At 74.0% G+C, this 3,565-nt stretch carries 5 protein-coding genes; 2 read left to right on the forward strand and 3 right to left on the reverse strand.

Annotated features, from left to right (window positions below; genetic code table 11):
• A partial coding sequence (locus EF918_RS33850; protein WP_148141319.1) for a DUF5134 domain-containing protein occupies positions 1-503 on the reverse strand: 503 nt, incomplete at its 3' end.
• Positions 504-592: 89 nt separating this feature from the next.
• Here EF918_RS33850 and EF918_RS33855 point away from each other — a divergent pair.
• Positions 593-1,141 carry a GNAT family N-acetyltransferase gene (locus tag EF918_RS33855; protein ID WP_125652715.1) on the forward strand — a complete coding sequence of 183 codons (549 nt, stop codon included), beginning with the start codon at positions 593-595 and terminating at the stop codon, positions 1,139-1,141.
• 12 nt (positions 1,142-1,153) lie between these two features.
• Here EF918_RS33855 and EF918_RS33860 read toward each other — a convergent pair whose 3' ends face one another.
• Positions 1,154-1,837 carry a glycerophosphodiester phosphodiesterase family protein gene (locus EF918_RS33860; protein ID WP_125652716.1) on the reverse strand — a complete coding sequence of 228 codons (684 nt, stop codon included), beginning with the start codon at positions 1,835-1,837 and terminating at the stop codon, positions 1,154-1,156.
• A 179-nt stretch (positions 1,838-2,016) separates the two neighbouring features.
• Positions 2,017-2,640: a PadR family transcriptional regulator gene (locus tag EF918_RS33865; RefSeq protein ID WP_185922055.1), complete on the reverse strand. Its 624-nt coding sequence runs from the start codon at positions 2,638-2,640 to the stop codon at positions 2,017-2,019.
• Positions 2,641-2,689: 49 nt separating this feature from the next.
• Between EF918_RS33865 and EF918_RS33870 the strand changes: the two genes are divergently transcribed.
• Positions 2,690-3,565 (forward strand): LLM class flavin-dependent oxidoreductase (locus EF918_RS33870; protein ID WP_148141320.1); only part of this gene is annotated, 876 nt, incomplete at its 3' end.

The following is a 3,565-nucleotide window of genomic DNA, read 5'->3' on the forward strand; positions in this document are numbered from 1 at the left end:
GGTCCCGCCACCGCTGCGGCCCCCCCGCCGGCCACCGGGCCCGCGGTCGTGCCGCCCGCCGGTACCAGCCGGGCCCCGCCCAGGAGCACGTACCCGGCGAAGTAGCACACCAGCGCCCCGGTCAGCAGCGGTACGCCCGCCGCCGCATGCCCGTGCCCCTGGCCCTGGCCCGGCCCGGCGGCCGGGACCGCCGCCAGCGCCATGTAGAGCATGGCCACGGACCCCACCAGATGGTGCGCGTGGTGCACCCCGTCGCGCAGCAGCCACAGCGCGTGCAGCGCCGCCGCGCCGAAGACCGCCGCCAGCGCCCAGGCCAGCCCGGGCCCGCCCGGCAGCGGCGCGGCCATCACCGCCATCCCGAAGCCCATCACGGCCTCCCCGGAGGCCACCGCCGCGGCCGCTCCCCGGTCCGCTCTGCGCACCCGCCACAGGCAGTACGCACCGCTGGCGGCACACAGCAGCACCAGCAGCCACGGGAGGGCGGACGTCGTGGGACCGTGCACGGGAAGACCTCCCGGATCGACCGACGGTGTCTTCGAAGTGATGCCCGTCCGGCGCCGGACACACGCCGCCGTCGGGTTACGCTCTGCCCATGGACACCGCCGACATCCCCCCCAGCCCCACCCTCACCTTCCGTCCCGCCGTGGAGGCGGACGTGCCCGCTCTGGTGGAGCTCGTGGAATCGGCGTACCGCGGCGAGCGCAGCCGGGCCGGCTGGACCACGGAGGCCGACTACCTGGAGGGCCGGCGCACCGACGAGCAGGGCGTGCGCGACGTGATCGCCGCCCCGGACAGCGTCCTGCTCGTGGTCGAGCGCGACGGCGCGCTCGTCGCCTGCTGCCACCTCGAACACCGCGGTGACCACGCCTACTTCGGCATGTTCGCGGTCCGCCCCTCGCTCCAGGGCGGAGGCCTCGGCCGGGAGATCCTGGCCGAGGCCGAGCGGCGCGCCCGGGAGCTGTGGGGCGCCACGGAGATGCACATGACCGTGGTCAACGTGCGGGAGGAGCTCATCGCCTACTACGTGCGCCGCGGGTACCGCCGCACCGGTGAGTTCAGCCCGTTCCCGTACGGCGACGAGCGCTTCGGCGTCCCGCTGCGCGACGACCTCTCCTTCGAGCTGCTGGTCAAGCCGCTCTGAGGCACGGCCGCCTCAGGCGGTGAACCGCCCGGTGCGCCGGATCTCGGGGTAGCCGGTCGCCGCCCCGTCCAGCTCCAGCGCACGGGCCAGCCGCAGCTGCTCCTGGCTGTCCACCGTCCACCCGGTCACCTTCAGACCGGCCGCGTGCGCACACTCCACCGTGGCCAGCGTCAGCCGGCGCAGCTCCAGGGCCACCGTGTCCGCACCCACCGCGAGCGCCCGGTCCACGACGTCCTCGCCGTGCTGCCCGGCCGTGAGCACCGTGCGTACCCCCGGCACCAGCCGGGCGGTCTCGGCCAGCACCGCTTCCTGGAACGAGGAGACCGCCACCCGCCCGGTCAGGTCGAGCCGCTTCAGCGCGTCGGCGAGGGCCCGGGCGGTGGCCGGATCCTCGACCGAGACCTGCAAGGGGGCCCTCACGGCCTCCAGCACCTCGTCGAGGACGGGGACCCGTTCACCGAGCCCGGCGTCCAGCTCGCGCAGCTCGGCCAGGGTCAGGTCGGCGACGGCACCGCTGCCGTCGGTGGTGCGGTCCACCTCGGCGTCGTGGAGGACGACGAGCGCTCCGTCCTTGCTGAGTCGCAGGTCCAGCGCGATGACGTCCATGCCGGAGCGTTCCGCGCGGACGAACGACCGCAGGGTGTTCTCCGGTTCGACACCCATGACCCCGCGGTGACCGATGGTGAGGAAAGTCAAGGTTCTCTCGCTTCCGTCGACGGCGGCTCCCGCGCGCACACGGTGTCCCGACCGGGCCGCGCGGTGAGGAGGCAGCCTAGTCCGCCGGCCCGGCGTTGGGACCGGCCGTGCACGGCCCCGTCAGGGCCGTACGGCCGGTTCCCGCCAGGGCTGTACGGGCCCCCGACGGCCGTGCCGGGTCACCTGCCCGTGGGCGTGTCCCCCGCGCCTTGACCGGGGCGGGTACGGGAGGCCTCCAGCACCGCCAGATCGTCCAGCAGGGCGTCCGCCAGGTCCAGTTCGGCCAGGTGCTGCCGCTCGCTCCAGCGCAGTGCCAGCAGCGGGAACGCCCATGCGTCCACGTCCCCGGCCTGCGCCATCGCCTCGCGTACGGCGGCCAGTTCGCCCCGGGTCCGCTCCTGGTGGTCGGCCACCATGGCGCGCAGCCGGGGCGGGTCGGCCAGGTGGCCGAGCCAGATCCGCAGCAGCAGCCCGTGCTTGAGCACCGGAGGCCCGGCCTCCGAGGTGTCCGCGGCCCAGCCGGCCAGGGCCGCGCGGCCGGACTCGGTCAGGGCGTACCGCCGCTTGGCCCGGGCCTCCTCGGGCCCGGACCGGCTGGAGACGACGTGGCCGAGGCCCTCCAGCCGGCGCAGTTCGGCGTAGATCTGGCTGATGGCGGGCGCCCAGTAGAAGAAGCGCAGCGAGGAGTCGGCCCACTTCTTCAGCTCGTAGCCGGTCCGCTGCCCGGGGAAGGACAGCAGGCCCAGCACGGCCCAGGCGGTGGGGGGAAGGTCTTGCTTCTTCCCATTCTGACGACTAGTCATATTCCTAATTGAAGTAAGACCGGACACCGGACGCAACCCTGGAGGCGGCGTGAAGTTTTCCGTGATCTTCGAAGCCCAGCTGGCCGATCCGACCGTGGAACGGGAGCACCAGGTGATCCGCGACTGCGTCGAGCAGGCCGTGCTCGCCGAGGCCGTCGGCTTCGACCGCATCTGGGCGGTCGAGCACCACTCGCTCAAGTGGTACGCCCACATGAGCGCCCCGGAAGTCTTCCTCAGCTACGTCGCCGCCCGGACCTCGACCATACGCATCGGCCACGGCGTGGTGTGCATGCCGTTCCGCTACAACCACCCCGCCCGGGTCGCCGAACGCGCCGCCATGCTCGACCTGCTCTCCGGCGGGCGCCTCGACCTCGGGGCCGGGCGCGGCGGGACCGAGCAGGAGGCCAGCCTGTGCGGGGTCGACCGGAACCGGACCACGCAGGAGGTCGAGGAGGCGCTGCGGATCATCGGGCGGGCCTGGCAGGAGGAGGAGCTGGAGTACCACGGGGAGTTGATCGACATCCCGCCGCACCCGATCCTGCCCCGGCCGCAACAGGCGCCCCACCCGCCGCTGTTCCTCGCGTGCAGCCGGGCCGAGACCCTGGTGCAGGCGGCCGAACTGGGCGTCGGCGCCCTGGTGATGGGCTTCGCCGGCCCCGGCTCGATCGCCGAGATGCGCGCGGTCTACGACGCGGCGATCGCCGGGCGGGACGGCTCGCGGTTCGTCTCCACCGCCGTCAACGACCACTTCTGCGTGCTCTGCCCGACCATCGTGCTCGACGACCGGGAGCGGGCGCGCCGGATCGGCACCCGTGGCCAGCGGTTCTTCGCCCAGGCCATCGGGCACTGGTACGGCGGCACGGGCATCCCCGACGAGGCGGTGGTCCCGGGCGCGGACGAGGCGGCGGAGATGCGGCGGGCGGCC

The sequence above is a fragment of the Streptomyces sp. WAC06614 genome, from assembly GCF_003949795.1.
Classification (GTDB): Bacteria; Actinomycetota; Actinomycetes; order Streptomycetales; family Streptomycetaceae; genus Streptomyces.

What these genes read in the sequence shown, in the direction of transcription:
- EF918_RS33855 (WP_125652715.1), top strand. Translation starts at nt 593, where the DNA reads ATGGACACCGCCGACATCCCCCCCAGCCCCACCCTCACCTTCCGTCCC.
- EF918_RS33865 (WP_185922055.1), bottom strand. Translation starts at nt 2,640, where the DNA reads ATGACTAGTCGTCAGAATGGGAAGAAGCAAGACCTTCCCCCCACCGCC.